The 19,946-nt window shown below is 74.9% G+C and carries 18 protein-coding genes; 11 read left to right on the plus strand and 7 right to left on the minus strand.

Going from position 1 to position 19,946, the window contains the following annotated elements; all coding sequences use genetic code 11:
• The first annotated feature begins 86 nt into the window (after positions 1-86).
• Both PGN05_RS08605 and PGN05_RS08610 read left to right on the plus strand, forming a co-directional pair.
• A complete protein-coding gene (locus PGN05_RS08605; protein WP_419752115.1) occupies positions 87-1,037 on the plus strand; it encodes an alpha-E domain-containing protein in 951 nt (316 codons plus the stop codon).
• A complete protein-coding gene (locus PGN05_RS08610; RefSeq protein WP_419752116.1) occupies positions 1,034-1,969 on the plus strand; it encodes a transglutaminase family protein in 936 nt (311 codons plus the stop codon). The genes PGN05_RS08605 and PGN05_RS08610 overlap by 4 nt, the downstream gene beginning before the upstream one ends.
• A gap of 24 nt (positions 1,970-1,993) precedes the next feature.
• On the opposite strand, the gene PGN05_RS08615 is transcribed toward PGN05_RS08610, so the two are convergent.
• On the minus strand, positions 1,994-2,776 hold the full coding sequence (locus tag PGN05_RS08615) for a hypothetical protein (RefSeq protein ID WP_419752117.1): 783 nt from the start codon (positions 2,774-2,776) through the stop codon (positions 1,994-1,996).
• 161 nt (positions 2,777-2,937) lie between these two features.
• Between PGN05_RS08615 and PGN05_RS08620 the strand changes: the two genes are divergently transcribed.
• Positions 2,938-4,758, plus strand: coding sequence for an ABC-F family ATP-binding cassette domain-containing protein (locus tag PGN05_RS08620; protein ID WP_419752118.1), 1,821 nt, complete (start codon positions 2,938-2,940; stop codon positions 4,756-4,758).
• 150 nt (positions 4,759-4,908) lie between these two features.
• On the opposite strand, the gene PGN05_RS08625 is transcribed toward PGN05_RS08620, so the two are convergent.
• Positions 4,909-5,604, minus strand: a complete 696-nt coding sequence (locus tag PGN05_RS08625; protein WP_419752119.1) for a hypothetical protein — start codon at positions 5,602-5,604, stop codon at positions 4,909-4,911.
• A 186-nt stretch (positions 5,605-5,790) separates the two neighbouring features.
• On the opposite strand from PGN05_RS08625, the gene PGN05_RS08630 reads away from it, so the two are divergent.
• The 8 genes from PGN05_RS08630 to mnhG all read left to right on the plus strand — a co-directional run bounded on the left by PGN05_RS08630 (position 5,791) and on the right by mnhG (position 14,054).
• Complete coding sequence (locus tag PGN05_RS08630; protein ID WP_419752120.1) at positions 5,791-6,960, plus strand: sensor histidine kinase; 1,170 nt, start codon at positions 5,791-5,793, stop codon at positions 6,958-6,960.
• The gene (locus tag PGN05_RS08635) at positions 6,957-7,616 is read left to right on the plus strand and encodes a response regulator (protein WP_419752121.1); all 660 of its coding nucleotides are present in this window, start codon (positions 6,957-6,959) and stop codon (positions 7,614-7,616) included. The genes PGN05_RS08630 and PGN05_RS08635 overlap by 4 nt, the downstream gene beginning before the upstream one ends.
• A 74-nt stretch (positions 7,617-7,690) precedes the next feature.
• A complete protein-coding gene (locus PGN05_RS08640) occupies positions 7,691-10,567 on the plus strand; it encodes a Na+/H+ antiporter subunit A (protein WP_419752122.1) in 2,877 nt (958 codons plus the stop codon).
• Positions 10,564-11,061 (plus strand): Na(+)/H(+) antiporter subunit C, encoded by a 498-nt coding sequence (locus PGN05_RS08645; RefSeq protein WP_419752123.1) that lies wholly within the window; start codon positions 10,564-10,566, stop codon positions 11,059-11,061. Before PGN05_RS08640 ends, PGN05_RS08645 begins: the two co-directional genes overlap by 4 nt.
• Complete coding sequence (locus PGN05_RS08650) at positions 11,058-12,740, plus strand: Na+/H+ antiporter subunit D (RefSeq protein WP_419752124.1); 1,683 nt, start codon at positions 11,058-11,060, stop codon at positions 12,738-12,740. Before PGN05_RS08645 ends, PGN05_RS08650 begins: the two co-directional genes overlap by 4 nt.
• The gene (locus tag PGN05_RS08655; protein ID WP_419752125.1) at positions 12,737-13,312 is read left to right on the plus strand and encodes a Na+/H+ antiporter subunit E; all 576 of its coding nucleotides are present in this window, start codon (positions 12,737-12,739) and stop codon (positions 13,310-13,312) included. Before PGN05_RS08650 ends, PGN05_RS08655 begins: the two co-directional genes overlap by 4 nt.
• The gene (locus PGN05_RS08660; protein ID WP_419752126.1) at positions 13,309-13,647 is read left to right on the plus strand and encodes a monovalent cation/H+ antiporter complex subunit F; all 339 of its coding nucleotides are present in this window, start codon (positions 13,309-13,311) and stop codon (positions 13,645-13,647) included. Before PGN05_RS08655 ends, PGN05_RS08660 begins: the two co-directional genes overlap by 4 nt.
• The gene (gene mnhG, locus PGN05_RS08665; protein ID WP_419752127.1) at positions 13,644-14,054 is read left to right on the plus strand and encodes a monovalent cation/H(+) antiporter subunit G; all 411 of its coding nucleotides are present in this window, start codon (positions 13,644-13,646) and stop codon (positions 14,052-14,054) included. Before PGN05_RS08660 ends, mnhG begins: the two co-directional genes overlap by 4 nt.
• Positions 14,055-14,061: 7 nt before the next feature.
• Here the strand turns inward: mnhG and PGN05_RS08670 are convergent, their stop codons facing one another.
• The 5 genes from PGN05_RS08670 to PGN05_RS08690 form a co-directional block, all read right to left on the minus strand.
• Positions 14,062-14,970 carry a VOC family protein gene (locus PGN05_RS08670; RefSeq protein WP_419752128.1) on the minus strand — a complete coding sequence of 303 codons (909 nt, stop codon included), beginning with the start codon at positions 14,968-14,970 and terminating at the stop codon, positions 14,062-14,064.
• The gene (locus PGN05_RS08675) at positions 14,967-15,470 is read right to left on the minus strand and encodes an RNA polymerase sigma factor (RefSeq protein ID WP_419752129.1); all 504 of its coding nucleotides are present in this window, start codon (positions 15,468-15,470) and stop codon (positions 14,967-14,969) included. Before PGN05_RS08675 ends, PGN05_RS08670 begins: the two co-directional genes overlap by 4 nt.
• Positions 15,471-15,548: 78 nt before the next feature.
• Positions 15,549-17,294, minus strand: a complete 1,746-nt coding sequence (leuA, locus tag PGN05_RS08680; protein ID WP_419752130.1) for a 2-isopropylmalate synthase — start codon at positions 17,292-17,294, stop codon at positions 15,549-15,551.
• Between the two features lie 161 nt (positions 17,295-17,455).
• Complete coding sequence (locus PGN05_RS08685; protein ID WP_419752131.1) at positions 17,456-18,091, minus strand: helix-turn-helix domain-containing protein; 636 nt, start codon at positions 18,089-18,091, stop codon at positions 17,456-17,458.
• A gap of 252 nt (positions 18,092-18,343) precedes the next feature.
• Positions 18,344-19,936, minus strand: coding sequence for a phospholipase D family protein (locus tag PGN05_RS08690; RefSeq protein WP_419752132.1), 1,593 nt, complete (start codon positions 19,934-19,936; stop codon positions 18,344-18,346).
• Positions 19,937-19,946: the final 10 nt, after the last annotated feature.

Consider the following 19,946-nt stretch of genomic DNA (forward strand, 5'->3'; position numbering starts at 1 on the left):
CCTCGCCCCTCTCGACCCTCGCAGGCTCGGGCCGAGCCTCCGGGCGAGGCCGGCGTGGAAGCAGTAGGGAACGGGGAGGCACCTCCATGTTGAGCCGGATCGCCGAGTCGCTGTTCTGGATCGGCCGCTACGTGGAGCGGGCCGACGACACCGCCCGCATCCTCGACGTGCACACCCAACGGCTGGTCGAGGACCCCTGGATCGACGAGCGCAGCGCCTGCGCGAACCTGCTGTCGCTCATGGGGTCGCCGGTGCCCGACGGGGAGGCCGACACCGAGCGGGTGCTGGCCACGCTCGCCTTCGAGCGCGGCAGCCCGAGCTCGATCGTGGGCGCGCTGTCGGCGGCCCGGGAGAACGCCCGCGGCGCCCGCGAGGTGCTGTCGGCGGAGATCTGGGAGTCGCTCAACGTCACGCACAACGCCCTGCCGCAGCAGCGCACCATGGCCCGGCGGTACGGCCCGCACTCGCTGTTCCGGTTCGTCCGGGAGCGCTCGGCCATGGTGTTCGGGCTGGCCGACTCGACGATGAGCCGGGACGAGAGCTGGCTGTTCCTCGTGCTGGGCCGCTCGCTGGAGCGCGTCGACATGACCGCGCGGATCATCTCGACCCGGGTGCTGGCCGGGGACGCCGCGCCCTCCTGGACGCTGGTGCTGCGCTCGACCGGCGCCTACGAGCCCTACCTGCGCACCTACCGCGGCGTCGTCGACTCCAGCCGGGCGTCGGAGTTCCTGCTGCTGGACCGGCTGTTCCCCCGGTCGGTGTTCGCCGCCCTCGGGCAGGCCGAGGCGTGCCTGGCCGAGCTCGAGCGCTCGCCGGTGCGCGACGCGGCCCGCATCGGCGTGGCCGGTGAGGCTCACCGGATCGTCGGCCGCGCGCGGACCATGCTCGAGTTCATGAGCACCCCCGAGCTGCTCGCCCAGCTGCCGGCGCGGCTGGAGGAGCTGCAGCGGACCTGCTCGGCGGCCAGCGCCGCGGTGACCAACCGGTTCTTCACCGAGCAGGCGCCGCAGGTGTGGGTCCCGGAGGGGGTGGCGTGAACCAGACGCAGGGCCAGGGCCCGGGTGTGCAGAGCCAGACGCTCGGCGGGCAGACCCAGGTGCAGCGGTCCGGCCCGCGGCCGCCCGGCGACCGCTGGCGGCTGCAGGTGGTGCACCGCACCCGCTTCCGCTACGGCGGACCGGTGCGCTCGTCCTACAACGAGGCCCGCCTGACGCCGGAGAACAGCAGCCGCCAGACCACCCTGCGCTCCCGCGTGGAGATCGAGCCGGCCGCCACCGCGTTCGCCTACCGCGACTACTGGGGCGCCACGGTGACGGCTTTCGACCTGCACACCCCGCACACCGAGCTCGTGGTCACCGGGACCTCGATCGTCGAGGCCGGGCCCGAGCCGGCCGAGCACGAGCACGCCGGCTGGGCGGAGCTGCGCGGACGGAAGGTGCGCGACCGGTTCGGCGAGCTGCTCGCGCCGACCGCGCTCACCGCTGTGGACGACGACGTCGCCGCCGAGGTCCGCTCCGCCGTGGGGGACCGCGACCCGCACGAGACGGGTGCGGCCGTCTGCCGGCTGGTCCGCGAGCGCATGGCGTACCTGTCGGGCTCGACCAACGTGAAGACCAACGCCATGCAGGCCTGGCACTCCGGCCAGGGCGTCTGCCAGGACATCTCGCACGTCACCGTGGGCCTGCTGCGCACCCTCGGCCTGCCGGCGCGCTACGTCTCCGGCTACCTGCACCCGAAGCGCGAGGCCGGCGTCGGCCAGACCGTCACCGGGGAGAGCCACGCCTGGGTGGAGTGGTGGGACGGCGGCTGGTGCGCCTTCGACCCGACCAACGCGACCGAGGTCGCCCACCGGCACGTGACGCTGGGCCGCGGGCGCGACTACGGCGACGTCCCGCCGTTCAAGGGCATCTTCTCCGGCCCCGGCAGCGAGGGTCACGCGGTCACCGTCGAGGTCACCCGCCTGGCCTGAGGAGGACCCCCGCCAGGCGGGTCCTCAGCGGAAGAGGCGGGCCACGCCGGTCGGCTCCGCGGCGGCCGGCTCGTCGGGCAGGCGCTCCGTGCGGCGGGCCAGCCGCGGCGCCCACGAGGGCGGCGCCGCGGCCAGCCAGGCGGCCCCGGCGTCGGTGAGCCGGCCGTCGGAGCGCAGCGGCGCCCAGCCGCGCAGCACCCGCAGCGCCTCCGCGACGGTCACCAGCACCCGGCCGATGCCGCGGCCGCGCAGCTCGGGCGCGACCGTGACGGTGTCGACGACGCCCGAGCGGGTCCACCACCGGACCTCGCCGACGCGGTCGGTCATCCGGGTGCCCCGCGCGGCCACCTCGTGCGGGCCGACCAGCGAGCCCGGCCGGAACTCCGTGCCCCGGAAGGCCAGCAGCGAGACCGCGGGCACCCCGCTCGTCGCGTGGTGCACCTCGGCGAACCACAGCGGCGGGCACCGGCCGGCGAGAGCCTCGGCCGGCTCGACGTGGACGACGGTGCCGTCGGTCCTGCGGTAGCGGACGTCCACCAGCCAGCCCGCGGGCCGCCGTCCCCGCGACGGGAGCGAGGTCAGGTCGACCGGCGTCCCGTCGGGGAAGCGCTCGGAGCCGACCGCCACCAGCGAGTGCTCCGGCGAGGACGGGCCGCGCTCGGCGAGCCGCGCCCACCACACCCCGGCCGGGTCGCCCGCCACGTCCCGGGACGCCCGGCGGACGGCGACCAGCGTCGCCCGGGCCACCTCCTGCGCACCGCGTGCCGGGTGGGTGGACCCTCCGGCGAGGGTTGCCGCCGCGGTCATCGGACACCTCCTGCTCCTGCCCCCGGGTGGGGGCGCCGTCGTCGGGCCGACCCTGGCCGGTCCCGCTTGCGAGGCCCTTGCGGACCACTTGTGGCCCCGGGCCGGGACCGGCGCCCGGCGCGGGCGGATACTGGGGATCCCATGACCTCTCCCCGCAGCCGATGAGCGCGCCCCTCAACCTGGTCAACCTCGAGCGGGTGCAGAAGGCGCACGGCACCACCGTCCTGCTCGACGGCGTCTCGCTCGGCATCGCCGCCGGCGAGCGGATCGGCGTGGTGGGCCGCAACGGCAGCGGCAAGTCCACGCTGCTCGGCGTCCTCACCGGGCGGGAGGAGCCCGACTCGGGGCGGGTGACCCGCCGCGGCGACCTGGCCGTCGGGGTGCTCGACCAGTCCGGGACGCTGCCGCCGGGGGCGACCGTGCGCGACGTCGTCCTCCCGGCCACGCTGTTCGCCGCCGAGCACGAGTGGGCCGCCGACCCGGCGGTGCGCAGCGTGCTGACCGGACTGGAACTGGACCGGCTGGGCCTGGACTCCCCGGTGGCGCCGATGTCCGGCGGCGAGCGGCGCCGCGTGGCGCTGGCCGCGCAGTTGATCCGCCCGCTGGACCTGCTGGTGCTCGACGAGCCCACCAACCACCTCGACGTCGAGGGCGTGGCCTGGCTCGCCGACTACGTGCGCAACCGGGTCGGCGCGCTGGTCGTCGTCACCCACGACCGGTGGTTCCTCGACGAGGTGTGCACGACCACGTGGGAGGTCGCCGACGGCGCCGTGCACGCCTACGACGGCGGCTACGCGGCCTACACGCTGGCCCGCGCCGAGCGGGCGCGGATCGCGGCGGTGACCGAGGAGCGGCGGCTCAACCTGGTCCGCAAGGAGCTCGCGTGGCTGCGCCGCGGCCCGCCGGCCCGCACCAGCAAGCCGCGCTTCCGCATCGAGGCCGCACAGGCGCTGATCGCCGACGAGCCGCCGGCGCGGGACTCCATGGCGCTGGCCGGCTTCGCCGCCCGCCGCCTGGGCAAGACGGTGTACGACGTGGAGGACGTCGACTACGCGGTGCGCACCGACGAGGGGCCGCGGACGCTCTTCTCCGACCTGACCTGGCACGTCGGCCCGGGCGACCGGATCGGCATCGTCGGGGTCAACGGCGCGGGCAAGACCTCCCTGCTGCGGCTGCTGGTCGGCGAGACCGAGCCCGACCGCGGTCAGGTGGTGCGCGGCCAGACGGTCGCCCCCGCCTACCTCTCCCAGCACGTGACGGAGCTGCCCGGGCGGCTGCGGGTGCTGGAGGCGGTGCAGGAGATCGCCCGGATCGCGCGGATCGGCAACCAGGAGATCTCGGCGTCCTCGCTGGCCGAGCGGTTCGGGTTCCCGGCGTCCCGGCAGTGGACGCCGGTCGGCGACCTCTCCGGCGGCGAGCGCCGGCGCCTGCAGCTGCTGCGCCTGCTCATGGCCGAGCCGAACGTGCTGCTGCTCGACGAGCCGACCAACGACCTGGACATCGACACGCTCACCGCGCTCGAGGACCTGCTCGACGGCTTCCCCGGCACCGTGCTGGTGGTCAGCCACGACCGGTACTTCGTCGACCGGGTGTGCGACTCGGTGGTCGCGCTCATGGGCGACGGCTCGCTGGCCGCGCTGCCCGGCGGGGTGGAGGAGTACCTGGCGCGCCGGGCGGCCGGCGAGGCGCCCCTGCCCTCCACCGCCACCGGGCGGACGACGGCGCCCGCCCCCACCCCGGCCGCCGCGGCGCCGGCCCGCTCGGCCGGCGACGTCCGGGCCGCCCGCAAGGAGGCCACCCGCCTGGAGCGGCGGCTGGAGAAGCTGACCGCCGAGGAGGAGCGGCTGCACGGCGAGCTCGCGGCCGCGGCCACCGACCACACGCGGGTGCTGGCCCTCGACGAGCAGCTGCGGGCGGTCCTGGCCGAGAAGGAGCAGGTGGAGCTCGACTGGCTGGAGGCCGCGGAGGTCGCCGAGGGCTGAGTGCCCGACCGGGGCGGGCTCGGTGTCCCCGTGGGAGGTCGTGCTCTGCCCACCCTGGGGGGCAGAGCACGAAGCGGCCCTCGTGCTCTGCCCACTCCGGTGGGCAGAGCACAAGCTTCCTCGGGAGAGGTCGGTGGCCGGGGCCCGGGATCAGGCGGCGGACCGCTCGGCGCGGTTGCGCGCGAGCATCCGCAGCCCGACGACCACCACCGGCACGGCACCCACCAGGGCGAACGCACCGTGGGCCAGCGGGGAGAAGGGCACCGCCGCGGAGGCGGCGAACGCCGCGACAGCGGGGGCGAACAGCCACCAGCCGGTGATCCCGGCCCGCGCCAGACCGGCGTAGGCCACGAAGGGGCCGAGCAGCCCGAGCAGGGTCACCGTGCCGACGATCGCCACGCCGGCGGAGGAGTTCACCGACGCGAACAGCGACCCGGCGGTGCCGGCCGGCAGGTCGCGGCCGATCGCGCCGGTCCAGAAGTCGAACAGCACCAGGCCGGCGACGCTGATCAGCCCGAGCACCGTCATGAGCGCGCCGACGACGGCGGGGATGCGCCCGCGGCGGCCGCGCACCAGCGCCGGGGCGGCGAGCCAGCCCAGGCCCAGGGCGATGTTGCCGTAGTGCAGCAGCAGGGCCGACAGCGCGGTCCGCCCCTCGTCCCGGGCGAGCGCGGCGATGTAGTCGGCGTCGGCCATGGAGTCCTGCGGCGGCGAGGTGAGCAGCCCGGCGGTCCACAGCAGGGAGCCGGCGATCAGCGCGCCGCCGGCGATCGGCAGGAGCAGCGAGCCGGCGCTGCGGGCGGGGGTCTCGGAGGGGGCGGGGGCAGTGCGGACGTCGGTGGTCATCGTTCCTCGTCGGGTCGGGTGCACCGCCTCGGTGCGGTGTCGGCGAGAAAACTAGGAACGACGCCCCGACCTGCGCGTCCGTCGCGACGCACCGACCGGGGTCCGTCCTACGGCGGACCCCGCCACGTCCGCGTTCGGCCGCGCGGGGGATCCCCGGAGCACCGCAGCGCCCCTAGCGTGCTCGGCATGCCCCGTTGGCCGGTTCCCCCGCGCGCCCGCCGCCTGTTCTGGCCGGCCGTGGGTGCCCTGCTGGGTGCGCTGTCGGTGTTCGAGTGGTTGGTCGAGGGGTTCGACCGCAGCCAGTTCGCCCTGGCCGCGCCGGGACTGCTGGTGGGCGTGCTGCTCGCCGGCTGCCCGCGGTGGCCGGCGGCCGCTCCGGTCCTGGGCGCCCTCACCGTCTCGCTGAACCTGCTGGGTGGCGCGCCCGGGCCCGGCGGTGCCCAGCTGGTCGGCATGGGGCTGCTGGTCGGGCACGCGGTCGCCGTCCTCCCGGCTCCCCCGGCCGCCCGGGCGGCGGGGGTCGCCATCGTGGTGGCGACCGGTCTCGGCACGGTGGTGGCACCCAACCCCTGGGAGTCGGTCTTCTACCTCCTGGTCCTCGGCGCGGCGGCGACCGTCGGCACCCTGGTCGCGCAGTCCCGCCGGCGCGCCGAGGAGCTGCAGGTGCTCGCCGCCCGGCTGGCCGAGCAGCAGGAGACGGTGGCGGCCGCGGCCACCACCGCCGAACGCGCCCGCATCGCGCGCGAGGTGCACGACTCGGTCGCGCACGCGGTGAGCGTGATGGTGCTCCAGATGGGCGGCCTGCGTCGGCTGCTGCCCGACCACCCCGAGGCCCAGGAGGTGCTGCGGGGCCTGGAGCGGCTCGGCCGCGACTCGGTCGACGAGATGCGCCGCGTCGTCGGCATCCTGCGGGAGCAGGACGGCGAGACCGCCCCGCTGCCGTCGCTGTCCCGGCTCGACGACGTCCTCGACGACCTGCGCGCCGGCGGCATGCCGATCGAGCTCGTCGTCACCGGCGACCCGGTGGAGCTGCCGCCGCTGGTCGACGTCTCGGCGGTGCGGGTGGTCCAGGAGGCGCTGTCCAACGTCGTCCGGCACGCCGGCGCCGCGGCCACGACCGTGACCGTCCACCACGCGGCCGACCGGGTCACCGTGACCGTCACCGACGACGGCCGGCCCCGGGTCGCGACGCCGCCGGCGGTCCCGGGCACCGGCGGCTCGGGGCAGCTGCACATGCGGGAGCGGGTGGCGGTCGTCGGCGGCCGGCTGGAGGTCGGCCCGGTCCGCGGCGGCGGCTACCGGGTCCGCGCGTCCTTCCCGCTCGCGGTTCCGGCCAGGGCGGGGGTCCCCGCGTGACGATCCGCGTGGTCCTGGTCGACGACCAGGCGATGGTGCGCACCGGGCTGCGCATGGTGCTGGCCGCCGAGCCCGACATCGAGGTGGTGGGCGAGGCGGCCGACGGCGCCGCGGGGGTCCGGGTGGTCACCGGGACGCGGCCGGACGTCGTGCTGCTCGACGTCCGCATGCCCGGGATGGACGGGCTCGAGGCCGCCCGCCGGCTGGTCGCCGCCGAGCTCCCGACCCGCGTCATCGTGCTCACCACCTTCGACGAGGACGAGTACGTGGCCGCGGCGCTGCGGGCCGGCGTCAGCGGGTTCCTGCTCAAGGTCGCCCCGCCCGAGGACCTCGTCGCCGCCGTCCGGACCGTCGCCGCCGGGCACGGCCTCCTGGACCCCGCGGTGACGCTGCGGGTGATCGAGTCCTTCGCCGCCGCGCCGGCACCCGACCCGGGGCGGGCCGGGGCGCTCGCGCAGCTGACCGAGCGGGAGACCGACGTCCTGGCCCTGGTCGCGGCCGGGTTGTCCAACGCCGAGATCGCCGCGCGGCTCCACCTGGGCGAGGCCACGGTCAAGACCCACGTGAGCCGGCTGCTGCTGAAGCTGGGCCTGCGCGACCGGGTGCAGGCGGTCGCGTTCGCCTACGAGAGCGGGCTGGTCACGCCCGGCAGGTAAAGTGGGCGCACCGCCGGCCGTCGACGACCGACGTTCCTGGTGTCCCCGAGCCGCCCAACGACTCCCGGAGACACATGCTCGCTCTGCTGCTCGTCCACCTGGTCGCCGGCGTCCTCGCGCCGGTCCTCGTGCGGTGGTGGGGGCGGCAGGCCTTCCTCCTCCTGGCGCTGGTGCCGGCCGCCGGCTTCGTCTGGACGATGCTGCACCTGCGCGCCGTCCTCGCCGGCGACGACGTCCGCGAGAGCGTGTCGTGGATCCCCGCCCTCGACCTCGACGTCGCGCTCCGGCTGGACGCCCTGGCGCTGACCTTCGCGGCGCTGGTGACCGGCGTCGGCGCCCTGGTCTTCCTCTACTGCGCGCGCTACTTCGAGCCCGACGACGAGGGCACCGGCCGCTTCGCCGGCAACCTCACCGCCTTCGCGGGGTCGATGCTGGGCCTGGTCCTGGCCGACGACATGCTGCTCCTGTACGTGTTCTGGGAGCTCACCACCGTCTTCTCCTTCCTGCTCATCGGCGGGTCGGGTCGGCGGCTGGCCGCGCGGCGGGCGGCGTCCCAGGCCCTGATCCTGACCACGGCGGGCGGCCTGGCCATGCTGGTCGGGCTGATCGTGATCGGGCAGGCCAGCGGCTCGTTCCTGCTCTCCGAGGTCGTCGCGGACCCCGGCAGCGGCGGTGCCATGGTCGCCGGGACGGCGCTGGTGCTGGCCGGCGCGGTGACCAAGTCGGCGATGGTGCCCTTCCACTTCTGGCTGCCCGCGGCCATGGAGGCGCCGACCCCGGTCAGCGCCTACCTGCACGCCGCGGCGATGGTGAAGGCCGGCATCTACCTGGTCGCCCGGCTGGCACCCGGCTTCGCCGATGTCCCCGGCTGGCGACCGGTCGTGCTGGGCCTCGGCCTGGCCACGATGCTGGTCGGCGGGTACCGCGCGCTGCGCCAGAACGACCTCAAGCTGCTGCTGGCCTTCGGCACGGTGAGCCAGCTGGGCTTCCTGCTGGTGCTGGTGGGCGCGGGCAGCCGCGAGCTGGCCGCCGCCGGGCTGGCGATGACCGTCGCACACGCGCTGTTCAAGTCCACGCTGTTCCTCACCGTCGGGGTCGTCGACCACTCGACCGGGACCCGGGACCTGCGGAAGCTGTCCGGGCTGGCCCGGCGGCTGCCCGTGCTGGCCGGCATCGGGCTGCTCGCCGGCGCATCGATGGCCGGCGTGCCACCGATGTTCGGGTTCGTCGGCAAGGAGGCGGCGTTCACCGCGCTGTGGGAGGGCGGGCTGCCCTCGCGGGCCGCGGCCGCGGGGGAGCTGACCGGGCTGGTCCTCGGCTCGATCCTCACCGCCGCGTACACCCTGCGCTTCCTCTGGGGTGCCTTCGCCCGCAAGCCCGGGGTCGCCCCGACCGAGCTCGCGCACCCGCCGGGCGCGCTGTTCCTCACCGCGCCCGCGCTGCTGGCCGTGCTCGGGCTGGTCGCCGGGCCGGCCAGCCCGGTGCTGGCCCCGCTGGTCGACGGGTACGCGGAGACGCTGCCGCTGCTGGCCCCCGAGTACGAGGAGCTGGCGCTGTGGCACGGGCTGCAGCCGGCGCTGGCCCTGTCGGCGGTCACCCTGCTCGGCGGCGCCGCCCTCTTCGCGCTGCGGACGCCCCTCAACCGGCTGCAGCGCCGGCTGGCGGTCGGCGCCTCGGCCGACGAGGGCTACTGGAACGTCGTCCAGGGCCTGGACCGGCTCTCCGTGCTGGTCACCGGCACCACCCAGCGGGGCTCGCTGCCGGCCTACCTGGGCACCATCCTCGTCGTGGTGCTCGCCCTGCCGGGCACGATCCTGCTGACCCGGGCGCCGTGGCCGGGGGAGTGGCGGGCCTGGGACACCCCGGTGCAGGCCATGGTCGGCGTCGTCGTCATCACCGCGGCCCTGCTGGCCCTGCGGATCCGGCAGCGGCTGTCGGCGGTGCTGGTCGTCGGGGTCACCGGCTACGGCTCCGCCGTGCTCTTCGTCCTGCAGGGCGCCCCCGATCTCGCGCTCACCCAGTTCCTCGTCGAGACCCTGACCCTCGTCGTGTTCGTCCTCGTGCTGCGCAAGCTGCCCAAGGACATCACCGAGCGGCACCGCCCGCGGGAGCGCGCCGTCCGCGGCGTGATCGCCGTCGCGGTTGGCGCCTTCATGGGCGTCGTCGGCGCGGTGGTGCTCGCCACCCGCACGGCGACGCCGGTGTCGGCCGACTACCCCGAGGAGGCCTTCGAGTTCGGCGGCGGCAAGAACATCGTCAACGTGACGCTGGTCGACATCCGCGCCTGGGACACCCTCGGCGAGATCTCGCTGCTCGTCGTCGCCGCCACCGGCGTGGCCAGCCTGGTCTTCCTGCGCGGGCGCACCGGTGGGGTGGACCGGTTCTCCGACGACGGGACGCCGCGGCCGCGGCCGCAGGCCGGTCGGGCGCCGCGCAACCGCTGGCTGGCCGCGACCGCGACCCTCGACCCGGCCCGCCGCTCGGTGGTGCTCGAGGTGATCACCCGGATCCTGTTCCACACGATCACGGTGTTCTCGATCTACCTGCTGTTCTCCGGGCACAACGAGCCCGGCGGCGGCTTCGCCGGCGGGCTGGTCGCGGGCCTGGCGCTGGTGCTGCGCTACCTCGCCGGCGGCCGCTACGAGCTGGGGGAGGCCGCGCCCGTGGCCCCCGGGCTGCTGCTCGGCGCCGGGCTGCTGTTCGCCGGTGGCACCGGCGTGGGCGGCCTGCTGCTGGGCGGCGAGGTGCTGCAGACGGCGATCCTGGAGACCGACCTGCCGGTGTTCGGCCACATCAAGCTCGTGACCTCGCTGTTCTTCGACATCGGGGTCTACCTCATCGTCGTCGGACTGGTCCTCGACGTGCTGCGCAGCCTCGGTGCGGAGCTCGACCGTCAGGAGGACGAGTCCGACCCCGTCGAACTCGAACCCGGGGAGGTGGTGGTCCGATGACCCCCACGATCGTGCTGCCGGTGATCATCGGCGGTCTCTACGCGGCCGGCGTCTACCTGCTGCTCGACCGCAGCCTCACCCGTGTGCTCCTGGGCTTCATCCTGATGGGCAACGCGACCAACCTGCTGATCCTGTCGGCCGGCGGCGCGGCCGGGCTGGCGCCGCTGCTCGGCTACTCCGACCCGGAGCAGATGACCGACCCGCTGCCGCAGGCCCTGATCCTCACCGCGATCGTCATCACCTTCGGCGTCTCGGCCTTCGTGCTCGCGATGATCCACCGCTCCTGGCGGCTGGTGCGCCAGGAGGTCGTCGGCACCGACGAGGAGGACCGCCGGGTCGCCGCGCGCGCCGGCACCGACGCCGACGAGCTCGACCCCGACGACCTGGCCCCCGAGGACCGCATCGCCGGCCACGCCGACAGCCTGCACACCGGCGACGAGGACGACGTCCTCGCCGACGACGTCGACCTGCCCGCGGGGGCGGGCTCGCGGTGACCGACGTCCTCACCCCGCTGCCGGTCCTGCTGCCGCTGCTCGGCGCCGCGGGGACGCTCATCGTCGCCGGGCACCCGCGCTACCAGCGGCTGCTCAGCCTCGCCGTCCTCACCGCGGTGCTGGTCGTCTCGGTGGTCCTCCTGCTGACCGCCGACGCCGACGGCGCGACCGCTGTCTCCGTCGGCGGCTGGCCGGTCCCCCTGGGCATCGTGCTGGTCGTGGACCGCCTGTCGGCGCTGATGCTCGTCGTCGCGTCGACCGTGGCCCTCAGCGTGCTCGTCTTCGCCGTCGGCCAGGGCGCGGCCGACGGGTCGGAGGAGACGCCCCTGTCGATCTTCCACCCGACGTTCCTCGTGCTGGTCGCGGGCGTGAGCAACGCGTTCCTGGCCGGCGACCTGTTCAACCTCTACGTCGGCTTCGAGATCCTGCTCATGGCCTCGTACGTGCTCCTCACCCTGGGCGGGACCGCGCCGCGCATCCGGGGCGGCATCACCTACGTGATCGTGAGCCTGACCAGCTCGCTGATCTTCCTCGCCGGCATCGGCCTCGTCTACGCCGCGACCGGCACGGTGAACATGGCCGACCTCGCGGTGCGACTGGCCGAGCTGCCCGAGGGCACCCAGGTGCTGCTGCAGTCGATGCTGCTCATCGCGTTCGGGATCAAGGCGGCGGTGTTCCCGCTGTCGGCGTGGCTGCCCGACAGCTACCCGACCGCCCCGGCGCCGGTCACCGCGGTCTTCGCCGGCCTGCTCACCAAGGTCGGCGTCTACGCGATCATCCGCACCCAGACGCTGCTGTTCCCCGGCGGCGCGCTCGACGACCTGCTCATGTGGGCCGCGCTCGCGACGATGCTCATCGGCATCTTGGGCGCGGTCGCGCAGACCGACCTGCGGCGGCTGCTGTCGTTCACCCTCGTCAGCCACATCGGGTACATGGTGTTCGGCATCGCCCTGGGGACGGCGCAGGGCCTGGCCGGCGCGGTGTTCTACGTGGCCCACCACATCGCCATCCAGACCACGCTGTTCCTCGTGGCCGGGCTGGTCGAGCGGCAGGGCGGGACGACGTCGGTGAACAAGTTGGGCGGCCTGGCCCGGCGCTCGCCGCTGCTGGCCGTGCTGTTCTTCGTGCCGGCCATGAACCTGGCCGGCATCCCGCCGCTGTCGGGCTTCATCGGCAAGCTCGGGCTGCTGCAGGCGGGCGTCGCGGAGGGCAGCTCGCTGGCGATGGTCCTCGTCGCGGGTGGCGTGGCCACCAGTCTCCTGACGCTGCTGGCCGTCGCCCGCGTCTGGACCCGCGCGTTCTGGCGGCCCCCGTCGCAGGCGCCGGCCGACGACACCGCGGCCGCCGCCGCCGCCGACGCGGGCTCCGGCCGGACCTCCGACGCCGGTCCGGAGTCGGACGGCGAGGCCCCGCGCACCGCCTTCCAGGACGCCTGGCGACGGCACACCCGGGTGGCCACCGCCGCCGAGCCGGACCTGCCACCGCCGGCGGCCGCCACCCGGGCGCTGCGCCCGCTGCCGTCGACGATGGTGGCCGCGACGGCCGGCCTGGTCGCGGTCACCGTGGCCCTCACCGGGCTCGCCGGGCCGCTCTACGGCATCGCCGACCGGGCCGCGACCGACCTGCTGGACCGCACGCCGTACCTGACCGCGGTCTTCGGCGCGGAGGACGCGACGTGACCGTCGACACCGCTCCGACGCGGTTGCGCCACCAGCTCCCGCTGGTCCTGTGGCTGGTGCTCGTCTGGATCCTGCTCTGGGGGACCTGGTCGTGGGCCAACGTGATCAGCGGCCTGGTGGTCGCCCTGACCGTGCTGGTCCTCCTGCCGCTGCCGCACGTGGTCGGCGGCGTCCGGTTCCGCCCTGTGTCCGCGCTGGTGTTCCTCGGCCACTTCGCCGGGGACCTCGTCCTCTCCGGCGCCCAGGTGGCCTGGCTGGCGCTGCGCCCGAGACGGGCCGACGGCGGATCGGCGATCATCCGGGTCCAGCTGCGCGCCGACTCCGACCTGCTGCTGACGATGGTGGCCGAGGCGACCTCGCTCGTCCCGGGATCGCTGGTGCTCGACCTGGACCGGGAGCACCGGGTCATGACCGTCCACCTGCTGCACGTGCGCGACCGGGACGCGATCGAGCGCGAGCGGGCCGACGTGCTGCGCACCGAGGAGCGCCTCGTCCGCGCCTTCGGGTCGGCCGCGGACATCGAGGGTCTGGCCGCGACCGCGGGGACCTCGACCGGGGAGCGGGTGCCGTGACCGTCGTGTCCTACCTCCTCTACGGGCTGGTCGGCAGCGGTGCCGCGCTGGCCCTGGTGCGGCTGGCGCTCGGGCCGTCGCTGCTGGACCGGGTGGTCGCCACCGACACCCTGCTGGTGATCATCTCCGCGGGCCTGGCGGTGTACGCCGCGCTCGAGCGGGACCCGACGGTCGTGCCCGTGCTCGTCGTCGTCTCGCTGCTGGCCTTCGTCGGCTCGGTGTCGATCGCCCGCTACGTCGGCGGGATGCTCGTGCGGGCGCACACGAGCGACGGCCGGGACGTCGGCCTGCCGGAGGCCGCGGAGGAGCGGAACGGGTCCGGGGTCCAGCGATGAGCAGCGTCGCCGACGTCCTCGCGGTCGCCTGCCTGCTCGCCGGCGCCGCCCTCTGCCTGACCGCCGGCCTGGGTCTGGTGCGGTTCCCCGACGTGCTGTCCCGGATGCACGCCGGCACCAAGCCGCAGGTGCTCGGGGTGCTGCTGGTCATGGTCGGCGGCGCGATCCGGCTCAGCAGCTGGTCGGCGGCCTGGATGCTGCTCCTGGTCGCGGCCTTCCAGCTGCTGACCGCGCCGGTGAGCGCGCACATGATCAGCCGGGTGGCCTACCGGCGCCGGCACGTCCGCCGCGACCTGCTGCTGGTGGACGAGCTCGGCGACGGGACCGCGCAGGACGTCGTCTACCGCGGCGACGAGCCCGGGGACGCCCCGCCGGAGGACCCGCCGCGCTCGATGCCGGCCGGCTGAGCCGGAGTCAGCCCAGCTGGCCCAGCCAGAACGGCAGCCCCTGGTCGTCGCGGCAGTACGCCGACAGGCCGTAGGGCTGGCGCTCGACCTCACCGGCCTGACCGCCCGCCGTCCGCACCGCGGCGACGGCGACCTCGATGTCGTCGACGGCGTACATCGGCACGGCGCCCAGGTCGTGCGACGCGCCGCCGCCGATGCCCACCATGGGGGTCACCGACTGGTCCTCCCAGCCGTCCTCTACCCGGCCGGAGCTCATCGACCAGCCGAGCACGGCCTCGTAGAAGTCGCGGGCCCGGGCGCCGTCCGGCACGCGCAGGGTCAGGTAGACGGTGTCGCCGGACCGGACCGGCGGCCGGGGCGCGGACGACGCCCCGACCGGGGTCTGCAGCATCCAGCGGTGCCCGTACGGGTCCACGAGCACGCCCGTGCGCCCGTACGGGGCGTCGGTGGGCTCGCGCTCCACGGTCGCCCCCACCGCGGCGGCGCGGGCGACGGCGCCGTCGACGTCGGGAACGGCCAGGTGCAGCGAGACGCTGACCCGCCCGCTCTCGGGGCCGGTGAGCCCCAGCTCGGGGTGCTCGTCGGCGAGGTAGAGCGGCACGCCCCCCACGTCGAGCTCGGCGTGGCCGATGCGGTCGTCGTCGGAGACGTACGGATCGCCCACGACGCGGGCGCCGAGCGCCTCGGCGTACCAGGCCATCGCCGCGCGGGCGTCGCGGACGACCAGGTAGGGGACCAGCTGCGACATCGGGGCACCTCCGGAGGGATCGGTGGATCGGGACGGAACGTCGACCGGGGACTGCTCCAGCAGCGCACGGCGCAGCCGGTCCCGGAGCTCGGCGGCGAAGCGGGGGTCGGGGTCGGCCGCGGCGGCCGGCCGCTGCAGTCCTCGGAAGGGCCGCTCGGGATCGGTCACCGGGCACCTCCCGTGGACTCGTAGACGCGGCGGAAGGCGGTGCGGGCGCGGACCAGGAGCGCCTCGGTAGCGTGCACGGTCCGTCCGAGGAGGGCCGCGACCTGGGGCACCGGCAGGTCGTCGACGTAGCGGAGGGTCAGCGCGGCCCGGTGCTGGGTGCTCAGCTGCCCGAGCACCTGCCCGGCGCGCAGGGCGTCGAGTCGGACCTCCCACGGGTCCTCGGCGGCCTCGTCCCCGCCCGCGACCAGCTGCAGGCTGCGCTGCTCGCGCTCCTGCCGGCGCCAGTGGTCGACCAGCTTGTGCCGCGCGGTGCCGATGAGCCACGGCACCGTGACCGGCCCACCGCCGCCGGCCTCGGCCCGGACCGCGGCGAGGAACGTCTCCGCGGTGAGGTCCTCGGCCAGCGCCCGCTGCCCGCACCGGGACAGCAGGTAGCCGTAGACCTCGGGCAGCGCGCGGTCGTAGAGCGACAGCAGCCCGGGATCGGGCGGTGGTGCCACCGCACGCGATCCCGGGCTGCCGCTCACAGCCCTCCGTCGTCCGGGCCCGGCACTCTCCGACGCCCGCACGCAGGATTTCTACCGCTGTGCGCGGTTCACCGCCGAGACGACCGCGCGCAGGGACGCGCTGACGATGTTCGGGTCGATGCCCACGCCCCACAGCACCCGCTCGCCGACGGCGCACTCGACGTAGGCCGCCGCTCGCGCGTCACCGCCGGCGGACATGGCGTGCTCGGCGTAGTCGAGCACCCGGACGTCGACGTCGACGGTCCGCAGCGCGTCGACGAACGCGGCGATGGGCCCGTTCCCGCGCCCGGAGACCGTCGTCGGGACGCCGTTGTCGACCAGCTCGACCACCATCTCGTCGAGCTGCGCCCCGTGCGCGGTGTGCCGGTGACCGGCCAGCGCGAAGCGGCCCCACGGCGCGTCCAGGTCGGGCAGGTACTCGCTGGAGAAGGCCGCCCACATCTGCTGGGCGGTCACCTCGCCGCCCTCGTCGTCGGTGTGCCGCTGGACCACCGCGCTGAACTCGATCTGCAGCCGGCGCGGCAGGTCGAGGTGGTTCTCGGTCTTCATGATGTAGGCGACGCCGCCCTTGCCGGACTGGCTGTTGACCCGGATGACGGCCTCGTAGCTGCGGCCGACGTCCTTGGGGTCGATCGGCAGGTACGGCACGGCCCAGGGCATGTCCTCGACCGGCTTCTCCGCGGCCCGGGCGTCGGCCTCCAGTGCCTTGAAGCCCTTGTTGATCGCGTCCTGGTGCGAGCCGGAGAACGCGGTGTAGACCAGGTCGCCGCCGTAGGGGTGGCGCTCGTGCACGCCCAGCTGGTTGCAGTACTCCACGGTGCGGCGGATCTCGTCGATGTCGGAGAAGTCGATCTGCGGGTCGATGCCCTGGCTGAACAGGTTCAGCCCCAGGGTGACCAGGTCGACGTTGCCGGTGCGCTCACCGTTGCCGAACAGGCAGCCCTCGATGCGGTCGGCCCCGGCGCGGTAGCCCAGCTCGGCGGCGGCGACGGCGGTGCCGCGGTCGTTGTGCGGGTGCAGGCTGAGGACGACGGCGTCGCGCCGGCCCAGGTTGCGGTGCATCCACTCGATCTGGTCGGCGTACACCGTCGGCTCGGCCATCTCCACCGTGGCCGGCAGGTTGATGATCGTCGGCCGGTCCGGAGTGGGCTCCCAGACGTCGGTGACGGCGTTGCAGACCTCGACGGCGAAGTCCAGCTCGGTGCCGGTGAAGGACTCGGGGGAGTACTCGAAGGAGATCTCGGTGCCGCTCAGCTGCTCGGCCAGCTTGCGCACCACCTGCGCGCCGTGGACGGCGATGTCGACGATGCCCGCACGGTCGGAGCCGAACACGACCCGCCGCTGCAGGGTGGACGTCGAGTTGTAGAGGTGGACGATCGCCTGCTTCGCGCCGCGCAGCGACTCGTAGGTGCGCTCGATCAGCTCGTCCCGGGCCTGGGTCAGCACCTGGATGGTGACGTCGTCGGGTACCAGGTCGTCCTCGATGAGCTGCCGGACGAAGTCGAAGTCGGTCTGGCTGGCCGCCGGGAAGCCGACCTCGATCTCCTTGTAGCCCATCCGGACCAGCAGCTCGAACATCCGCCGCTTGCGGTCGGGCGTCATGGGGTCGATGAGCGCCTGGTTGCCGTCGCGCAGGTCGACCGCGCACCAGCGCGGGGCCGTCGTCGTGACGACGTCGGGCCAGGTGCGGTCGGGCAGCACGACCGGGGTGAAGGGGGCGTACCGGTGGACCGGCATGCCGGAGGCGCGCTGCGGGTTGCGGACGTGCGGGTGCTTGTCGTTCGTGTTCCTGCTCACGGGTGTCGCTCCTCAGGGCGCGGGCTGGACTCAGCTCCGGGGGCGGTCAGCAGGGCGCCGGGAACGCGCGGACTCCGCGGCGAGGGGGCCGACCTAGGAGAGGGCCTCGCCGCGGCGGGTAAGCAGGAGGCTGCCGCGCACGGGCTCACGGTAGCAGCGGCTCAGGCGAGGTCGCAGCGACACGGGCAATCGGGCGCGTGCACCGCCGGGCCGGGCCGGTCCTCGAGCTCGTCGCACGCGGGCGGGCAGTCGCACCGGAAGCCCAGGTCCACGCCGTTCAGCTCGCCGGCGAGGAACCGGCGCTGCCGCTCGGCCTCCCGGACCCGCCACCGCGCCAGCCGGCGTGCCTCCGCCCGCTGCTCCGGGGCGTCGCCCGGGCGGGGCAGCTGGTGGTCGGCGGGCGTCCCGCGGACGCGGCGGGTGGCGTCGCGCCGCTGACGGTCCCGGTCGAACGTGTACCAGAGCCGTCGACGGCTGTAGCGGTGCTCGTCGTGCCACCACCCCTCGTCGGTGTACCGGGTGTCCAGGTGTGCGGGGTAGCGCCGCCCCGCCTCGTCCACCACCGCGCCGGGGTCCATGCCCGGCACGACCCGGGCGGCCCCGTCGACCAGGACCAGCCGCAGTCCCGCCAGCGCCGCGGCGCGCGCCAGCGCCCGGGCGTCCAGGCCCCGCTGTCCGCTCTCCGCGGCGGCGACCGCGGACTTGGAGACGCCGATGTTCTCCGCCAGCTCCCGCTGCGACAGGTCGGCGACGCGACGGATGCGGCGCAGGACGCCACCGAGATCCAGTTCCGTCACGCTCTCGAGCGTCGCGCCCCGCTGCTGACGTCCGGACCCGACAGGTCGATCTGTGGAAGCTCGTGCTCTACCCACAGGCGGGGGCAGAGCACGAGCACGGCCGGAGGTCTACTCGGGGGCTCCCTCTCGTGCTCTGCCCACCGGGGTGGGCAGAGCACGAGCATCCGCGGGGACGGTCCCGGTCCGTGGCGGTGACCGCGAGAAGTCGCCCGCGGCGGGGGCGGTGCCCGCGGGGAGCCATCGCGGCGGGCGTCAGAAGCGCTTGGCCAGCCGCAGCCGCAACGGACGGCCGTCCGGGTCGTCGAACAGCCGGTAGACCGGCGTCGCCCAGAGCCGGGTGAACAGCGGCAGCCGTTCGGCGTGGTGCTCGCGCAGCCGGCCCGGGGGGCGGGGCCCTCGCCGGCCGCCGTCGTGCCACGCGTCGAGCGCCGCCGCGCGCTGGATGAGGACGTCGACGAACGCGTCGGGGTCCAGCACCTGGTCGTCCTCGCTGCCGTCGGCGGCGAGGTCCAGGTGCTCGCGTGCCAGGGCCAGCCGCAGGTCCCGGGCGAACGTACGAGCGCCCTCCCCGGTCCCGGCCGGGTCGCGCGGCTCCCGGTGGTCACGGGTGGTGTCGAGGACGGTGCTGGACAGCTCGCTGTCGTGGGTCCACGAGCGCCGGTTGAAGTTGTCGCTGCCGACGCTGACCCAGGTGTCGTCGACCACGCACACCTTCGCGTGGACGTAGACCGGGGTGCCCACGTGGTTCTCGACGTCGAACACGTGCACGCGTCCCTGGCCCGCCTTGCGGCACAGCTCGATCGCCTGCCAGCGGCCGACGTACTGCGGCCGCTCGGCGAACGCGCCGTCCTGGTCGGGCACGCGGGGGACGACGACGACGAGGTGGAGGTCCGGGTGGTCGCGCAGGGCCTCGGCGAACAGACGGGCGACCTCGGCCGACCACATGTACTGGTCCTCGAGGTAGATCAGCCGCCGCGCTCGCTTGATCGCCTTCGTGTAGCCGCGGGCCACCGAGCGTTCGCCGTTCGGCGCGAAGTCGTACGGCGGCCGGATCGCCGGGTAGGTCCGGAGGTTCTGCACGAAGTGCGGGCCGCACTCCGGCGGCGGCGGCAGCTGCGGCGGCAGGGGGTCGGCGTGCAGCCGCGTGTGGTGCAGCTTGTCGTGGATCCAGGCGATCGGGTGGTCCTGGTCGGGGCTGTTGGGGTCGTTCCAGCGCTCGCGGAAGACGGTGTCGAGCACGTGCACGGCCGGCCCGCGGACCTGCAGCTGGACGTCGTGCCACGGCGGGTTCTCGCCGTAGGCGGCCGCCATCGGCAGCGGCTGCGGGTCGCCGTGGTGGTCGGCGTCGTCGCGCCGCCCGTGACAGAGGTCGATCCCCCCGACGAACGCGACGTCCTTCGAGGAGTCCTCGTCGTGCCGGAGGACGACCAGCTTCTGGTGGTGGCTGCCGAACCGGCGGATCCGCTGGTCGAGGATCACCTCGCCGCCGCCGTGCTCGATCTCGACGTCCAGCGCCCGGTTGGCCTCCTTGCTCAGCGCCAGGCGGTCCATGTGCGACCGCCAGACCAGGCCGCGGACGCAGACACCGCGTTTCACCGCCTCGGTGAACAGCTCGGCGACGGTGGGGCCACCGTCCTGCAGCAGCTCGTCGGGATCGCCGCGCCAGTCGGTGAAGAACAGGTGGTCCCCGGCGTTGAGCGTGCGGACCTCCTCGACCAGCCGGGCGAAGTAGGTGCTGCCGTGCAGGAGTGGCTCGGCGAGGTTGCCGGCCGTCCACCCGGGCAGTGTCGTGGCCGGGTTGCCGCGCTCCTCCGCGGTCAGCAACCAGAGCTCCGGATCGTCCACCGCGTGATCA

It is taken from the genome of Geodermatophilus sp. CPCC 206100 (assembly GCF_048569675.1).
GTDB lineage: Bacteria > Actinomycetota > Actinomycetes > Mycobacteriales > Geodermatophilaceae > Geodermatophilus.

Excerpts from the sequence above, each read along its gene's own strand:
- PGN05_RS08605 (WP_419752115.1), top strand. The coding sequence starts at position 87 with ATGTTGAGCCGGATCGCCGAGTCGCTGTTCTGGATCGGCCGCTACGTG.
- PGN05_RS08615 (WP_419752117.1), bottom strand. The coding sequence starts at position 2,776 with ATGACCGCGGCGGCAACCCTCGCCGGAGGGTCCACCCACCCGGCACGC.
- PGN05_RS08620 (WP_419752118.1), top strand. The coding sequence starts at position 2,938 with ATGAGCGCGCCCCTCAACCTGGTCAACCTCGAGCGGGTGCAGAAGGCG.
- PGN05_RS08625 (WP_419752119.1), bottom strand. The coding sequence starts at position 5,604 with ATGACCACCGACGTCCGCACTGCCCCCGCCCCCTCCGAGACCCCCGCC.
- PGN05_RS08630 (WP_419752120.1), top strand. The coding sequence starts at position 5,791 with ATGCCCCGTTGGCCGGTTCCCCCGCGCGCCCGCCGCCTGTTCTGGCCG.
- PGN05_RS08640 (WP_419752122.1), top strand. The coding sequence starts at position 7,691 with ATGCTCGCTCTGCTGCTCGTCCACCTGGTCGCCGGCGTCCTCGCGCCG.
- PGN05_RS08645 (WP_419752123.1), top strand. The coding sequence starts at position 10,564 with ATGACCCCCACGATCGTGCTGCCGGTGATCATCGGCGGTCTCTACGCG.
- mnhG (WP_419752127.1), top strand. The coding sequence starts at position 13,644 with ATGAGCAGCGTCGCCGACGTCCTCGCGGTCGCCTGCCTGCTCGCCGGC.